We start from the raw sequence: 14,088 nt of genomic DNA, 5'->3' as shown, positions 1-14,088 counted from the left end.
GGCGAAACCGCCGGACCCTACTGTCGTTCCATCGTCGACGCCGTAGCGTCGCCCCAAGACGAAATCCCCCATTCCGAACAGGCTTGCCGATCGGCAAAAGGCGGCATCGCGCTGCCGGCCGAAGGCACGGCCGGCGAACGGCTGCATCCGCAGGCCAGCATCGCCCGCATTCGCGCACGCTGCTGTCGGGCCTTGGGACGATGACGGCATGTGGAGCGGCCGTGTCGCTCCGGGCCATCGGTCGCGAGGGCATTACCGAGACGCCTGTCGCGACCGCAGTCGCCCACCCGGCTAGCCCAGCAACCGCCGCAATTGCGCCTTCAGCCGCCGCCCGTGCGCGTGGAAATAGTCGCGCTCGGCGCGCCAGGCCGGGAACCGCGCTTCCACTTCGCGCCAGAACGCCGGCGAGTGGTTGGCCTGGAGCAGGTGGCACAGCTCGTGGACCAGCACGTACTCGAATGCCGACGGCCGTCCCAGCACCAGCGCCAGGTCCAGCGCCATCGAGCCGTCCGGCGCCAGCGAGCCCCATTGCGAGGACATCACCTTCAGCCGCACCCGCGCCGGCGCGCGCGGCAGCGACGGCAGGTACCTGGGCAGCCAGCGGCCGACGTCGGCCCGCGCCTGCGCTTCGTAGAACTCGCGCAGCGCGCGCGCGATCGCCGCATCGCCGGCGCGCGCCGGCAACTGCAGCTCCGCCCCGTCGGCATCGACCTGCAGGCGCGCGAAGCGGCCCTCGCTCCAGCGCAGCGGCAGGCGCTCGCCGCGCAGCGGCAGCCAGCCGGGCACGCCGCGCTCCAGGCCCGGTTCGTTGTCCTCGTCCTGGTAGCGCGCCAGCTGCTCGCCGAGCCAGTGCCGGTGCTCGAGCAGGAAGCGCTCGCCGGACACCAGGCTGGCGCGCAGCGGCAGGGTCAGGCGCGCGCCGCGTTCGTCGACGCTGAGCTTGATCCGCCGCGCGCGCGGGTCGCGCACGCGCAGCACCTCGATCTCGCGCTCGTCCAACCGCAGGCGGACGAGGTCGCGTTCGACAGCCGCGGCGCGCGGCGCGATCAGGCGACGGAGGAAATCGGGCATGCGCACAGCATACCGCTCATGCGCGCACGCACGGTGACAGCGCGCACCGATCGCGCTGCATGCTTCAGCTGGATGTCCGGTGCAGCGCCTCCGGGCCGCTCGGCAGCGGACGCGGGCAGCGCATGCCGCTGCCTTTGCAGGAGCGGCTTCAGCCGCGACGAACGAAGCCGGGAAGTCGGCCGGCTTCGGTAGCTTGCCGGGGCTGAAGCCCTCCCACAAAGTTCACCCAGCCAGTGCGCCAATCGCCTCCTGTAGAAGCGGCTTCAGCCGCGACGAACGAAGCCGGGAATTGGCCGGCTGCGGAAGCAGTCGGGGCTGAAGCCCCTCCCACAGTACACCCAGCCGACGCGCCGAGGCTCTTTGTGGGAGCGACTTCAGTCGCGACGAACGGGGCCGGGAAGTCGGCCGGCTTCGGTAGCCTGTCGGGGCTGAAGCCCCTCCTACAACGTTGACCCAGCCAGTGCGCCAATCTCCTCCTGTAGGAGCGGCTTCAGCCGCGACGAACGAAGCCGGGAATTGGCCGGCTGCGGAAGCAGTCGGGGCTGAAGCCCCTCCCACAGTGCACCCAGCCGACGCGCCGAGGTTCTTTGTGGGAGCGGCCTCAGTCGCGACGAACGGGGCCAGGAAGTCGGCCGGATCCGGCGCCCGCCCAGGCCGATAGCCCGATGCAGGAGGGCAGCCAGGCCGTGGCGGGTATGCGGTCCGCGACACGCCGCCGTGCAGCCTCGCGCCGGCAGGCCCGGAGCGGTGGCCGCCGGCGCGACCAGCCGGGCCGCGGCCCGGCCTCAGCTGTCCGCCTTGCTCAGCTTCAACGCCGCTTCCAGCAACAGGAACAGGCGCCGCACTTCGGCGCTCATCAGCGCGAAGCGCGCGTCCAGTTCGGCGCGCACGCCGTCCTGGTCGGCGTTCTCCAGCTGGTCCAGGGCGCCGTCGAGGAACTTCAGCTTGCGGATCACCAGGTCGTCGCCGAGCACGAAGGAAACGTGGTCGTCCAGGATCAGCGCCAGCTTGGTGACCTGCTTGCCGGCTTCCAGGTGTTTGTCGATCTCGTCGCAGCGCAGTTCCTGGTGCTGGCACTTGACCACTGCGCCGCCTTCGATCGGATCCTTCATCTCGCATTCCTCGCCCAGGCTCAGGCCCTCGGGCAGGGGTTCGCCGGCGATCCAGCCGGTCAGGATCGAGCGCGGCGCCACTTCCGCGTTCAGCGGCAGCGCCGGGAAGCTGCCCAGCGCGCCGCGGATCTCGGACATCACGTTCTCGCCGCTCTTGCGGCTGGAGGTGTCCACCGCGACGTAGCCGTGCTGCAGGTCGAGCATCGCGTCGGTGCGCGAGGTCTTGACGAAGGCGCGCGGCAGCAATTCGTGGATCAGGTCGTCCTTGAGCCGCTTGCGCGCCTTGCCGCCGGGCCGGCGCCCTTCCTTCTCCTCGATCTCGGCGACCTTGCGCTCGAGCAGGTCGTTGACCACCGAGCCGGGCAGGATCTTGTCCTCGCCGCCGACGGTCAGCCACAGGAAATCGGCGATGCGGTGCGACAGCACCTCGCGCTCGTCGCGGCCGAACGGGGAGATGAAGCCGCGCGAACTCATTTCCAGCGGGCCGACCGGCTTGAGCTGGACCTCCGGCAGGAGCTTGTCGATTTCGGCGAAGTCCAGGGTGGTGGGGAAGCGGAACAGGGTCAGGTTGCGAAAGAACATCGAGCATCCAGCAGAAGGAAAACGGAACGGCCCGGCGCCAGGCGCCGGGTAGGGCGGCGGGCATTGTCGCATCGCTCCTGCCCCGATACCGCAACGCGCGGTTCAGCGGCCGCTGCGTCAGCGGTCGGCGTCGTCCAGCGGCCAGCCGGCGGCGGCCACGGCATCGGCCGCGCCCAGCGTGCGGAAATCGAACAGCGCCGGGTCGGCCAGCTGCGCCGGCTGCACGTTGCCCATGGCGCGCGCGATCTGCTCGATGCGGCCGGGGTGGTCGCGGTCCCACTGCTGCAGCATCAGCCCGACCTGGCGCCGCTGCAGATTCTCCTGGCTGCCGCACAGGGTGCACGGGATCAGCGGGAAGCCGCGCGCCTGCGCATACTCGGCGATGTCGGCCTCGCGCACGTAGGCCAGCGGCCGGATCACCACGTGGCGGCCGTCGTCGCTGCGCAGCTTGGGCGCCATCGCCGCCAGCTTGGCGTGGAAGAACAGGTTCATGAAGAACGTGGCGACGAGGTCGTCGCGGTGGTGGCCCAGCGCGATCTTGCTGATGCCGTTCTCGGCGGCGTAGCGGTACAGCGCGCCGCGGCGCAGCCGCGAGCACAGCGAACACAGGGTCTTGCCCTCGGGCACCACGCGGCTGACCACCGAATAGGTGTCCTGCTCGATCACGTGCCAGGCCACGCCCAGCGTGCGCAGGTAGTCGGGCAGCACGTGCGCGGGGAAGCCGGGCTGCTTCTGGTCCAGGTTCACCGCCACCAGGTCGAACGGCACCGGCGCCTTGCGCTGCAACTGCAGCAGGATGTCCAGCAGCGTGTAGCTGTCCTTGCCGCCGGACAGGCACACCATCACCTTGTCGCCGGCTTCGATCATGCCGAAGTCGGCGATCGCCTGGCCGACCTGCCGGCACAGGCGCTTGCCCAGCGCCGAGGGCGCGCGCCGCGCGTGCGGTGCGGGATCGGCGAGGAACTGGAGCGGGGGAAGGGAAGCGGGCGGCATCGGCGCGCATTGTAGTCGGCGCCGTGCGCAACCAGGGCGAGCGGCGCAGGAGGCGAGGGGACGCGCGCTGCGCACCGTGCTGGCGCGTACGTTGCGCGCCGATGGCGCAGCGCAGCAAGCGTTTCGCCGATGGGCTGGGTAAAGTCCGCCTGTCCCCCGGCGTGCGAACCGCATCTGATGGCCCCGACGGCTTCCCTCCGCAGTGAGGCTTTTTTTAGCGCGGTTTCTGGTAGCGCTACCATAACGCTGCATGCGTCACGGTTCGCCGGCGGCCGCGGACGCCGGCCGCTGCCGTCGGGCGCCGCTTGCGCCGATCCCGCGCCATGCCGCCGCGGGCAATGCACCTGCGCGCTCCGCATCGCACGTCCGCATGCCGCCGTCCAAGGCGATTGCGCGCTGCGCATGCTCGCCGCCCCTCCACACGCGTTCGCAGCGGCGACTGCACCCGCCGCCATCGCCATGCCGGCCCGCCGGCGGCAACGCGCGCTTCGTTCCTCCCACTCGACAGGACTCCACCTCCCATGAGCAATTCCGTCTACATCGGCGCCAAGGAATACTTCCCGGGCATCGGCCGCATCGCGTTCGAAGGCAAGGCCTCGGACAATCCGCTGGCGTTCAAGGTCTACGAGGCCGACAGGAAGATCGGCGACAAGACCATGGCCGAGCACCTGCGCTTCGCGGTGGCGTACTGGCACAGTTTCTGCGGCAACGGCGCCGATCCGTTCGGGCCGGGCACGCGCGCCTATCCGTGGGACGCCGGCAGCGATGCGCTGGGCCGGGCCGAGGCCAAGGCCGATGCGGCGTTCGAGTTCTTCACCAAGCTCGGCGTGCCGTACTACTGCTTCCACGACGTGGACCTGGCGCCGGACGCCGAGGACGTGGGCCAGTACGAGAAGAACCTCAGGCACATGGTCGGCATCGCCAAGCAGCGCCAGGCCGACACCGGCATCAAGCTGCTGTGGGGCACCGCCAACCTGTTCTCGCACCCGCGCTACATGAACGGCGCGTCCACCAACCCGGACTTCAACGTGGTCGCGCGCGCGGCGGTGCAGGTCAAGGCCGCGCTGGATGCCACGGTGGAGCTGGGCGGGGAGAACTACGTGTTCTGGGGTGGCCGCGAAGGCTATGCCAGCCTGCACAATACGCAGATGAAGCGCGAGCAGGAGCACATGGCGCGGTTTCTGACCCTGGCGCGCGACTACGGCCGCAGCATCGGCTTCAAGGGCAATTTCCTGATCGAGCCCAAGCCGATGGAGCCGATGAAGCACCAGTACGACTTCGACAGCGCCACGGTGATCGGCTTCCTGCGCGAGCATGGGCTGGACAAGGACTTCAAGCTCAACATCGAGGCCAACCACGCCACGCTGTCGGGCCACAGCTTCGAGCACGACCTGCAGGTGGCGTCCGATGCGGGCCTGCTGGGCAGCATCGACGCCAACCGCGGCAATCCGCAGAACGGCTGGGACACCGACCAGTTCCCGACCGACCTGTACGACACGGTGGGGGCGATGCTGGTGGTGCTGCGGCAGGGCGGGCTGGCGCCGGGCGGTCTGAACTTCGACGCCAAGGTGCGGCGCGAGTCGTCCGATCCGCAGGACCTGTTCCTGGCCCACATCGGCGGCATGGACGCGTTCGCGCGCGGCCTGGAGGTGGCCCATGCGCTGCTGACGTCCTCGCCGCTGGAGCAGTGGCGCGCCGAGCGCTACGCCAGCTTCGACAGCGGCGCCGGCGCGGCGTTCGCCTCCGGCGGCAGCTCGCTGGCGGACCTGGCGGCGCACGCGGCCAAGGCCGGCGAACCGAAGCAGGCCAGCGGCCGCCAGGAAGCCTACGAGAACCTGATCAACCAGTACCTGATCCGCTGATGCGGACCATGCCCGCCGCCGCCGTGTCAGCGCCGCCCGGCGCGCGCGGCGGACGGCGCGGCGACCGAATCGCGCTTGACCAGCTGATGAGCCAGCACATGATCGATCTTCGCCCGGGCCGTGCGTTCCTTGCTGCGGATGCTGCGCAGCAGGACGTCGATCGCCGCATCGGCCATCGCCGCGATCGGCTGGCGGATGGTGGTCAGTTCCGGCCACACCGTGGTCGCCGCGGAGGTGTCGTCGAAGCCGACCACCGACAGGTCGCGCGGCACGTCCAGGCCGCGCCGGTGCGCCACCGAGATCGCCGCGGCGGCCATGTCGTCGTTGCTGGCGATGATGGCGCTGGGGCGGTGGCGGCGCGACAGCAGCTTTTCGGCGGCGTCCAGGCCGGAGCGGTAGGTGTAGTCGCCCGGCTGCAGCAGGTGCCGGTCCAGGCGCAGGCCGGCTTCGGCCAGGGCCGCCTGGAACCCTTCGAAGCGGCGCGCGCTGGCCGACAGGTTGGAGCGGCCGGCGATGTAGCCGATGCGGGTGTGGCCCTGCGCGATCAGGTAAGCGGTGATGTCCTTGCTGGCGTTGAATTCGTCGATGCGCACGCAGGCCACCTGCGCGCTGAAGCGGTCGGAGGCGATCGCCACCACCGGCACCTTGGCGCGCACCAGCTCGCGGATGGCCGCATCCGACTCGCACAGCGGCGGCGGCAGGATCACCCCGGCCACGCCGCTCTTGGCCAGCTTGCGCGCGGCCTTGCGTTCGGCGTCGGCGCCGAGGTCGTCCCAGTAGTCCACCACCACCTGCAGCGAGGTGCGCGAGGCCGCGCGCAGCACGCTGACCAGCAGTTCGCCCAGGTAGGCGCCGCTGGGGTCGCTGTAGATCAGGGCGACCCGCGTGCTCTGCGCGGCGGCGAGGGCGCTGGCCGCCAGGTTCGGCGTGTAGCCGAGCGTGTCGACCGCGCGCATGACCTGTTCGCGGGTGGTGTCGCGCACGTTGCCCTGGCCGTTGATCACCCGCGACACGGTCATCGGCGAAACCTTGGCCAGCGCGGCGACCTCGTCGATGGTCACGGCGAGGCTCTTGCGGCGAACCGATTTCCTGACCTTCTCCAAGCTGGGCCTCTTCGCTGGCGTGCGGGCGTGGATCGCGACCGGGACCATCCTGCCCAAGCCCCGTGTGCGGCGGCGCCGCGGCACGGTGTGGATCCCGACACGAGTGTGGCCTGCATGGTACCGGGAAGCCGGGTGAGCGGCGACTCACATCGCACGCGGGCGCCGCGGCGCAGGGGGCGCGCATGAGCGGCAACGGCATTGCCCGGCCGCGCGCGCCGCAGCGCCGTCGCGCCATGCGCTGGCTGCGCGGCGCCTGCCTGTGGCTGGTGTTCCTGTTGCCGATCGCCGCGGCGCAGGCCGAGGACGGCTACGAGCTATGGTTGCGCTACCAGCCGCTGGCCGAAGCGCAGGCCGCGCCATGGCGTGCGGCGGCCACGCAGCTGGTGGCCGACGCCGACACGCCGATGCAGCGCGCCGCGCGCGACGAGCTGCGGCGCGGCCTGGCCGGCCTGCTCGGCGCCGAACCGGCGCTGGCCGCACGCGCCGAGCGCGCCGGCGCGATCGTGCTCGGCACGCCGGCGTCCCCGGCGGTCGCGCGGCTGCGGCTGGACACGCGCGGCCTGGGCGAGGAGGGCTACCTGATCCGCAGTACGGTGGTCGATGGGCGCCCGGTGACCGCGATCGTCGGCGGCGGCGAGCGCGGCGCGCTGTACGCGGCGTTCCGCTTCCTGCGCCTGCTGCAGACCGGGCACGCGCCGGCGGCGCTGGCGTTGCGCGATGCGCCGCGGGTGAAGCTGCGCGTGCTCGACCACTGGGACAACCTGGACGGGGTAGTGGAACGCGGCTACGCCGGCGCCTCGCTGTGGGACTGGCAGAAGCTGCCCGGTTATGTGGACCCGCGCTACACCGACTACGCGCGCGCCAACGCCTCGATCGGCATCAATGGCGCGGTGCTCAACAACGTCAACGCCAATGCCTGGAGCCTGACCCCGGCATACCTGGACAAGGCCGCGGCGCTGGCCGCGGCGCTGCGTCCGTACGGCATCCGCGTGTACCTGAGCGCGCGCTTCAGCGCCCCGATCGAGATCGGCGGGCTGGCCACCGCCGATCCGCTGGACCCGGCGGTGCGGCAGTGGTGGCGCACCAAGGCCGACGAGATCTACGCGCGCATTCCCGATTTCGGCGGCTTCCTGGTCAAGGCCAATTCCGAAGGCCAGCCCGGCCCGCAGGACTACGGCCGCAGCCACGCCGACGGCGCCAACATGCTCGCCGACGCGCTGGCGCCGCATGGCGGCGTGGTGATGTGGCGCGCGTTCGTCTATTCGCACGAGCAGCCGGACGACCGCGCCAAGCAGGCCTACAGCGAGTTCGTGCCGCTGGACGGGAAGTTCCGCGCCAACGTGGTGGTGCAAGTCAAGAACGGCGCCATCGACTTCCAGCCGCGCGAGCCGTTCCACCCGTTGTTCGGGGCGATGCCGAAGACGCCGCTGATGCTGGAGTTCCAGATCACCAAGGAGTACCTGGGCTTCGCCACCCACCTGGCCTACCTGGGCACGCTGTACCAGGAAACCCTGCAGGCGGACACGCGGCGCGGCAGGCGCGCGACGGTGGCGCGGGTGGTGGAAGGCGCGGTGGACGGGCACGCGCTCAGCGGCATCGCCGGGGTGGCCAACATCGGCGCGGACCGCAACTGGTGCGGTTCGATCTTCGACCAGGCCAACTGGTACGCGTTCGGGCGGCTGGCCTGGGATCCGCAGGGCGATGCGCGGGCGATCGCCGAGGAGTGGGTAAGGATGAGCTTCGGCAACGACCCGGCGCTGGTCGCGCCGGTGGTCGGCATGATGATGGCCTCGCACCAGGCGGTGGTCGACTACATGACCCCGCTCGGCCTGCATCACCTGATGGGCCGCGGCCACCACTATGGCCCGGCGCCGTGGGATGCGGGCAGCGCGCGGCCGGACTGGGACCCGGTGTACTACCACCGCGCCGACCGCAACGGCATCGGCTTCGACCGCAGCGCCAGCGGCAGCAACGCGGTGGCGCAGTACGCGCCGCCGCTGGCGCGCCGCTTCGGCGACGTGCGCACGGTGCCGGAGCAGTATCTGCTGTGGTTCCACCACGTGCCGTGGGACCACCGCATGGCCTCGGGCCGGCCGCTGTGGGAGGAACTGCTCGGCCGCTACGACCACGGCGTGGCCGAGGTGGCGCGGATGCGTGCGACCTGGTCCGGGCTGGCGCCGTACGTGGATGCGCAGCGCCATCGGCAGGTCGCCGATTTCCTGGCGATCCAGCAGCGCGAGGCGCAGTGGTGGCGCGATGCCAGCATCGCCTACTGGCAGCAGGTGTCCGGGCGCGCGTTGCCGCCGGGTATCGCGGCGCCGGCGCAGCCGTTGTCGTACTACCAGGCATTGCGTTTTCCGTACGCACCGGGGAATCCGAAATGACGCCGCTCCGTTCCGTTGTCGCGCGCGCGCGCCGCCTGCTGCTGGCGGCGCTGTGCGCACCCGCGTTCGCCCATGCCGGCGAGGCGCCGTTGCTGCATGCGCTGTTCCAGGACCATGCGGTGCTGCAGCGCGATGCGCCGATCCGGGTCTGGGGCCAGGCCGCGGCCGGCGAGACGGTGACCGTGCAGCTGGCGCAGCAGCGCGTGCAGGCGCGCGCCGACCGCCAGGGCCGCTGGCAGGCGCAGCTGGCGGCGCTGCCGGCCGGCGGGCCGTACACCCTGCAGGCCAGCACCGCGCACGGCCGCACGCAGCGCGTGGACGACGTGCTGCTCGGCGACGTGTGGCTGTGCTCGGGCCAGTCGAACATGGAACTGTCGGTGCAACGTTCGCTGGACACGCGCAGCGAGATCGCCGACGCGCGGCAGCCGGCGATCCGCATGTTCAAGGTGCCGGCGCAGTCCAGCCCGAGCCCGCAGGCGCAGTTCGGCGGCCCCGCCGCGTGGCAGCCGACCACGCCGGAGACGGTGGGGGCGTTCTCCGCGGCCTGCTATTACTTCGCCCGCGAACTGCGCAAGAGCGTGGACGTGCCGATGGGCTTGATCAACGCCTCCTGGGGCGGTTCGCAGATGCAGGCGTGGATCGGCGACGCGGCGCTGCGCAAGGTGGACGGCAACGCCGCGGCGCTGGACGTGCTGGCGCGCTACGCCACCGACCCGCAGCAGGCGGCGCCGCGCTGGGGCCGGCTGTGGGAAGCGTGGTGGCGCGCGCGCGGCGACGGCGCGCCATGGCAGCCGGACGACGCCGGCGGCGACTGGCGCGAGGCGCCGGCATTGGATGCCTGGGACGACTGGGGCGTGCCGCAGCTGGTCGGTTTCAACGGCATGGTCTGGTACCGCGGCACGGTCACGCTGAGCGCCGAGCAGGCCCGGCAGCCGGCGACGCTGGCGCTGGGGCCGGTGGACGAGCTCGACCAGACCTGGGTCAACGGCCAGGCGGTGGGCAGCAGCTACGGCGCCGACCAGGCGCGCAGTTACCCGCTGCCGCGCGGCGTGTTGCACGCGGGCGAGAACACCGTGGTGGTCAACGTGTACAACAGCTACCGCCGCGGCGGGCTGCTCGGCGGCGCGCAGGCGCAGGCGTTGCAGCTGGGCGACGGCTCCCGCGTGGCGCTGGCCGGGTGGCGGTACCGCATCGTGCCGCCGCAACTGGGCACGCCGCCGCGCGCGCCGTGGTCCTCCGCGGCGGGCCTGACCACGCTGTACAACGGCATGATCGCCCCGCTCGGCCGGGTCGGCCTGCGCGGCGTGCTGTGGTACCAGGGCGAATCCAACACCGGCGACGCGGCGGGCTATCCGGCGCTGCTCGACGCCTGGCAGCGCGACTGGCGGCAGCGCTTCGGCGCGGATCTGCCGCTGCTGCTGGTGCAACTGGCCAACTTCGGCGCACCGCCCACCCAACCCGGCGACAGCGGCTGGGCGCAGCTGCGCGAGGCGCAACGGCGCTTCGTCGCCGCCGACCCGCATGCCGGCCTGGCGGTGACGATCGACATCGGCGACCGCTACGACATCCATCCGGCCAACAAGCAGGAACTCGGCCGGCGCCTGGCGCGCGCGGCGCGGCACGTGGTCTACGGCCAGGCGCTGGCGCCGTCCGGGCCGGTGCCGCGCGCGCTGCGCCGCGATGGTTCGGCGCTGGTGGTCGATTTCGACGACGTCGATGGCGCATTGCAGGCCTACAGCGCCGCCGCACCGATCGGCTTCGAACTGTGCGGCGCGGCGCCCGGCAGTTGCCGCTATGCGCAGGCCGAGCTGCAGGACCGCAGCGTGCGCCTGCCGATTCCTGCAGGTGTTGCGCCCACCCGCGTGCGCTATTGCTGGGCCGACAGCCCGGTGTGCACCCTGTTCGACCGCGCCGGGCTGCCGGCCGGTCCGTTCGAACTCTCCCTCCCGACCGCGGCCCATGCGGCGGCGGCCTCTTCCCCGTGAGCGATCCGCGATGACCCAGACTTCCGACAGCGCTACTTCCGCCCAAGGCTCGGCCCGCGATCGCGAAATCGTCGAGGCGCGGGTCATCGTCACCTGCCCGGGGCGCAATTTCGTCACCCTGAAGATCGTCACCCGCTCCGGCGTGTACGGCCTGGGCGACGCCACCCTCAATGGCCGCGAACTGGCGGTGGCGTCGTACCTGCAGGACCACGTGGTGCCGAACCTGATCGGCCGCGATGCCGGCCGCATCGAGGACCTCTGGCAGTTCTTCTACCGTGGCGCCTATTGGCGGCGTGGCCCGGTGACGATGACCGCGATCGCGGCGGTGGACGTGGCGCTGTGGGACATCCTCGGCAAGATGGCCGGCATGCCGCTGTACCAGCTGCTGGGCGGGCGCTCGCGCGAAGGCGCGCTGGTCTACGGCCACGCCAACGGCCGCGACATCGCCGAGACCAGCGACGAAGTCGGGCGTTTCCGCGAACTGGGCTTCATCGCCATCCGCGCGCAGTGCGGCGTGCCCGGGATCAAGAAGACCTACGGCATTTCCGTCGGCGGCAAGCCCTACGAACCGGCCGAAAGCGAGCTGCCGACCGAGACCGTATGGTCCACGCCGCGCTATCTGGGCGTGGTGCCCAAGCTGTTCGAACAGCTGCGCGCCGACCACGGCGATGAGGTCGAACTGCTGCACGACGCGCACCATCGGCTGACCCCGATCGAGGCGGCGCGGCTGGCGCGGGACCTGGAGCCGTACCGGCTGTTCTGGCTGGAGGACGCCACGCCCGCGGAGAACCAGCGCGCGTTCGAGGTGATCCGCCAGCATTCGGTGACGCCGCTGGCGGTAGGCGAGGTGTTCAACTCGATCTGGGACTGCAAGCACCTGATCGAGCAGCAGCTGATCGACTACATCCGCACCACCATCGTCCATGCCGGCGGCATCACCCACGTGCGCCGGCTCGCCGACTTCGCCGCGCTGCACCAGGTGCGCACCGGCTTCCATGGCGCCACCGACCTGTCGCCGGTGTGCATGGGCGCGGCGCTGCACTTCGACACCTGGGTGCCGAACTTCGGCATCCAGGAATACATGTTCCATTCCGACGAGGCCAACGCGGTGTTCCCGCACGACTACGCGTTCCATGCCGGCCGCCTGCATTGCGGCGAGACGCCCGGGCATGGCGTGGACATCGACGAGGCCCTGGCCAAGCGCTATCCCTACGTGCCCAAGCAACTGCCGGTCGCGCGCCTGGAAGACGGCGCGATGTGGGACTGGTGATGCGCATGCGCTGGGGACGCGCACTAGCCTGGGGGGTGCTCGGCATCGTGGCGATGCAGGCCGCGTCGGCGCAGCGCGCGCCGGCGTCAGCGGCGGACACGGGCACGGTCGCCTTCGACTGGTTCGAATACCGCGGCGACGATGCGGTGTTCGCTACGCCGCTGCCGCCCGGTCACTATCGCAATCCGGTGCTGGCCGGCTTCTATCCCGACCCCAGCGTCACCCGCGCCGGCGACCGCTACTACCTGGTCAATTCCACCTTCGCCTATTTCCCGGCGCTCCCGGTGTTCGAGAGCCGCGACCTGGTGCACTGGCGGCAGGTCGGCAACGTGGTCGAGCGGGCCGAGCAGCTGGATTACGACGGCCTGCGCGTATCGCGCGGCATGTTCGCCGCCAGCATCGCGCACCACCAGGGCCGCTTCTACGTGGTCGGCACCGCGGTGGACAGCGGCGGCAACTTCGTCGCCACCGCCGACGATCCGGCCGGGCCGTGGTCGGCGCTGCACTGGCTGCCGGACATCGACGGCATCGACCCGTCGCTGTTCTTCGACGACGACGGCAGCGCCTACCTGCTCAACAACGGTCCGCCGGACGGTGCGCCGTTGTACGAAGGCCATCGCGCGATCTGGATGCAGCGCTTCGACCTGGCGCGGATGCAGCCGGTGGGCCCGCGCAAGGTGCTGGTCAACGGCGGCGTGGATCTGGCCAGCAAGCCGATCTGGATCGAAGGCCCACACCTGTACAAGCGCGACGGCTGGTACGTGCTGTCCTGCGCCGAAGGCGGCACCGGTCCGCAGCATTCGCAGGTGGCGCTGCGCAGCCGCACGCCGTGGGGGCCGTACGTGCCGGCGCCGCACAACCCGATCCTGACCCAGCGCGACCTGCCCGTCGAGCGCGCCGACCCGATCAGCAACGCCGGCCATGCCGACCTGGTCGAAGGTACCGACGGCCAGTGGTGGGCGCTGTTCCTGGCCAGCCGCCCGTACGCGCAGGACCGCTACAACACCGGCCGCGAGACCTTCCTGCTGCCGGTCACGTGGCGCGACGGTTGGCCGTCGATCCTGCCTGCCGGGCAGCCGATCCCGTACGTGGCGCCGGGGCCGGCCGGGTCGCGCGCCGACGCCAGCGCCGACGCCGAACCGCTGAGCGGCAACTTCACCTGGCGCGACGGCTTCGACGCGGCGCAGCGCGATCGCCGCTGGCTGTTGCTGCGCACGCCCAGGCGCGAATGGCTGGACCTGCGCGCGCGTCCGGGCTGGGCGACCCTGCGGCCCGACACGCAAGGCCTGGATGGCGTCGGCAATCCCGCCTTCCTGGCCTACCGGCAGCAGCACATGCGCTTCGAAGCCAGCACCGCCGTGCAGATACCGGCGCAGCCGGGCCTGGTCGCCGGGCTCGCCGCGTTCCAGAACGCCGACGCCTGGTACGTGCTCGGCGTGCGCCGGCGCGGCGCGCGCGCCGAAGTGTTCCTCGACAAGCGCGACGGCCAGCGCACCACCACGCTGGCGCGCAGCGCGGTCGATGCCGAGGGCGCGCTGCGCCTGAAGATCGCCGGCGACGGCGGCCGCTATGCCTTCGCCTTCGCCGCCGCCGGCCAGGACTGGCGTTGGCTGCGCCGCAACGACGATGCGGCGATGCTCAGCACTGCCGTGGCCGGCGGCTTCACCGGCACCACCATCGGGCCGTACGCCCGCCGCGAACCGGACCGATCCACCAAGGAGTAGGC

Annotated in this window: 9 protein-coding genes; 5 read left to right on the top strand and 4 right to left on the bottom strand. The window is 71.5% G+C overall.

Translation table 11 applies throughout. From position 1 onward, the window contains the following. Positions 1-291: 291 nt before the first annotated feature. The 3 genes from OCJ37_RS20760 to ttcA form a co-directional block, all read right to left on the bottom strand. Positions 292-1,071: a YgjP family zinc-dependent metalloprotease gene (locus tag OCJ37_RS20760; RefSeq protein WP_263111560.1), complete on the bottom strand. Its 780-nt coding sequence runs from the start codon at positions 1,069-1,071 to the stop codon at positions 292-294. A gap of 785 nt (positions 1,072-1,856) precedes the next feature. Further along, on the bottom strand, positions 1,857-2,765 hold the full coding sequence (locus tag OCJ37_RS20755) for a recombination-associated protein RdgC (RefSeq protein ID WP_263111559.1): 909 nt from the start codon (positions 2,763-2,765) through the stop codon (positions 1,857-1,859). A 117-nt stretch (positions 2,766-2,882) separates the two neighbouring features. Continuing rightward, positions 2,883-3,758 carry a tRNA 2-thiocytidine(32) synthetase TtcA gene (gene ttcA, locus OCJ37_RS20750; RefSeq protein ID WP_263111558.1) on the bottom strand — a complete coding sequence of 292 codons (876 nt, stop codon included), beginning with the start codon at positions 3,756-3,758 and terminating at the stop codon, positions 2,883-2,885. A gap of 521 nt (positions 3,759-4,279) precedes the next feature. On the opposite strand from ttcA, the gene xylA reads away from it, so the two are divergent. Then, complete coding sequence (gene xylA / locus OCJ37_RS20745; protein ID WP_263109531.1) at positions 4,280-5,620, top strand: xylose isomerase; 1,341 nt, start codon at positions 4,280-4,282, stop codon at positions 5,618-5,620. Positions 5,621-5,646: 26 nt separating this feature from the next. Here xylA and OCJ37_RS20740 read toward each other — a convergent pair whose 3' ends face one another. After that, positions 5,647-6,771, bottom strand: coding sequence for a LacI family DNA-binding transcriptional regulator (locus OCJ37_RS20740; RefSeq protein ID WP_263111557.1), 1,125 nt, complete (start codon positions 6,769-6,771; stop codon positions 5,647-5,649). Between the two features lie 185 nt (positions 6,772-6,956). On the opposite strand from OCJ37_RS20740, the gene OCJ37_RS20735 reads away from it, so the two are divergent. From OCJ37_RS20735 to OCJ37_RS20720, 4 genes are read left to right on the top strand one after another with little or no spacing between them, the layout of a single operon-like run. Continuing rightward, the gene (locus tag OCJ37_RS20735) at positions 6,957-9,107 is read left to right on the top strand and encodes an alpha-glucuronidase family glycosyl hydrolase (RefSeq protein WP_263113757.1); all 2,151 of its coding nucleotides are present in this window, start codon (positions 6,957-6,959) and stop codon (positions 9,105-9,107) included. Next, positions 9,104-11,092, top strand: coding sequence for a sialate O-acetylesterase (locus tag OCJ37_RS20730; protein WP_263111556.1), 1,989 nt, complete (start codon positions 9,104-9,106; stop codon positions 11,090-11,092). Before OCJ37_RS20735 ends, OCJ37_RS20730 begins: the two co-directional genes overlap by 4 nt. 10 nt (positions 11,093-11,102) lie before the next feature. Continuing rightward, positions 11,103-12,362, top strand: a complete 1,260-nt coding sequence (gene manD / locus OCJ37_RS20725) for a D-mannonate dehydratase ManD (RefSeq protein ID WP_263111555.1) — start codon at positions 11,103-11,105, stop codon at positions 12,360-12,362. A gap of 35 nt (positions 12,363-12,397) precedes the next feature. Beyond that, complete coding sequence (locus OCJ37_RS20720; RefSeq protein WP_263113756.1) at positions 12,398-14,086, top strand: glycoside hydrolase family 43 protein; 1,689 nt, start codon at positions 12,398-12,400, stop codon at positions 14,084-14,086. The last annotated feature ends 2 nt before the right edge of the window (positions 14,087-14,088 follow it).

It is taken from the genome of Xanthomonas sp. AM6 (genome assembly GCF_025665335.1).
In the GTDB taxonomy this organism is placed as follows: Bacteria; Pseudomonadota; Gammaproteobacteria; order Xanthomonadales; family Xanthomonadaceae; genus Xanthomonas_A.
The sequence above is the reverse complement of the archived record's forward strand: the minus strand, read 5'-3'. Positions and strand labels throughout refer to the sequence as shown.

Bases quoted from the DNA above. Each gene is read 5' to 3' on its own strand.
- OCJ37_RS20760 (WP_263111560.1), bottom strand. From the start codon at position 1,071: ATGCCCGATTTCCTCCGTCGCCTGATCGCGCCGCGCGCCGCGGCTGTC.
- OCJ37_RS20755 (WP_263111559.1), bottom strand. From the start codon at position 2,765: ATGTTCTTTCGCAACCTGACCCTGTTCCGCTTCCCCACCACCCTGGAC.
- ttcA (WP_263111558.1), bottom strand. From the start codon at position 3,758: ATGCCGCCCGCTTCCCTTCCCCCGCTCCAGTTCCTCGCCGATCCCGCA.
- xylA (WP_263109531.1), top strand. From the start codon at position 4,280: ATGAGCAATTCCGTCTACATCGGCGCCAAGGAATACTTCCCGGGCATC.
- OCJ37_RS20740 (WP_263111557.1), bottom strand. From the start codon at position 6,771: ATGGTCCCGGTCGCGATCCACGCCCGCACGCCAGCGAAGAGGCCCAGC.
- OCJ37_RS20735 (WP_263113757.1), top strand. From the start codon at position 6,957: ATGCGCTGGCTGCGCGGCGCCTGCCTGTGGCTGGTGTTCCTGTTGCCG.
- OCJ37_RS20730 (WP_263111556.1), top strand. From the start codon at position 9,104: ATGACGCCGCTCCGTTCCGTTGTCGCGCGCGCGCGCCGCCTGCTGCTG.
- manD (WP_263111555.1), top strand. From the start codon at position 11,103: ATGACCCAGACTTCCGACAGCGCTACTTCCGCCCAAGGCTCGGCCCGC.